This window comes from Xenorhabdus sp. Sc-CR9 (assembly GCF_963897815.1).
Taxonomy (GTDB): domain Bacteria; phylum Pseudomonadota; class Gammaproteobacteria; order Enterobacterales; family Enterobacteriaceae; genus Xenorhabdus.
Genome location: NZ_CAWQTY010000082.1, coordinates 1 through 980, shown reverse-complemented (window position 1 = coordinate 980; position 980 = coordinate 1). Strand labels below are relative to the sequence as shown.

The window sequence follows — 980 nt, the reverse complement described above, 5'->3', positions numbered from 1 at the left end:
AACCTCAGCTTCGTTTAAGAATAGCGATATCATTATTCCGTAAATTCAAACTCGGTTTTTTAGGTTGGAATGTATACGCAATGAGGCCTGCGGCGATTTCCAGTAGAAAACCGAGTTGACTGCGATGTCTTGAATGCTCGATCTGAGAAATATTTTTGAGCTGATCAATGACCGTTTCTATCAAAAATCGCCTTCTTAACATTAGCCTATCCCAGAGCGATAACGCTTTGGCTTTCATATTGCGACGAACATTCGTGATTAACGTAACGCCTTCAGCTTCCAATTCATCGCATAAAGCCTGTGATAAATACCCTTTATCGCCATATAAACATCCCGTTAGCCCTTTTGCCAAGGCTTTGACAGGGTGACGATCATCTTGGTTTCCAGCAGTTAATTTCACAGCCAAAAGTTCCCCGCAATCATTGATAACCAGATGAAGTTTAAAGCCATAAAACCAGCCTGTACGGGTTTTGCCTCGTTGCGCCATGCCTTCAAATACCCGATGACGGGGAATACGTAGGTTATGACAAACGGCAATTTTGGTGGAATCAATAAAAGCAATTCCTTGGGTTGTCGCCTTACGTGACGACAGAAAAGCGCATAAAGGGATCAGTGCCCTTTTCTTCAGGGTGAGCATGCGGGTATAGCTGACTAATCCGGGAAAATCGGTGGTAAGATATTGTTTTACATGTTCAATATAAAACGTTTTGAAATCGCGATAATGGCTCATATGGAATAAAATGAGGATCATCATGACTTCGCTGAGAGAAAGGGACGCTTCGCGATTCCGTTTACGTAATCCATTTTCAATGAGCTGTTGATGCCAGAGAGGGATAAATTTTTGGCAAAAGTCATCGACGCAGCAGTAAAGTTCTTCTAAATTATACATGCCTGAGGATCTCCACGATTTTGTTTTCTTTAGCAAAAACTTTGATCGTGCCTCAGGCACTTTAGTTCCCTTCTTAAGCGAAGCTCAGGTT

Annotated in this window: 1 protein-coding gene; it reads right to left on the bottom strand. The window is 42.1% G+C overall.

Features of this window, described 5'->3' with window-relative positions; all coding sequences use genetic code 11:
- Positions 1 to 4: 4 nt before the first annotated feature.
- Positions 5 to 889, bottom strand: a complete 885-nt coding sequence (locus tag AACQ81_RS04015; RefSeq protein WP_237388491.1) for an IS982 family transposase — start codon at positions 887 to 889, stop codon at positions 5 to 7.
- Positions 890 to 980 lie beyond the last annotated feature (91 nt).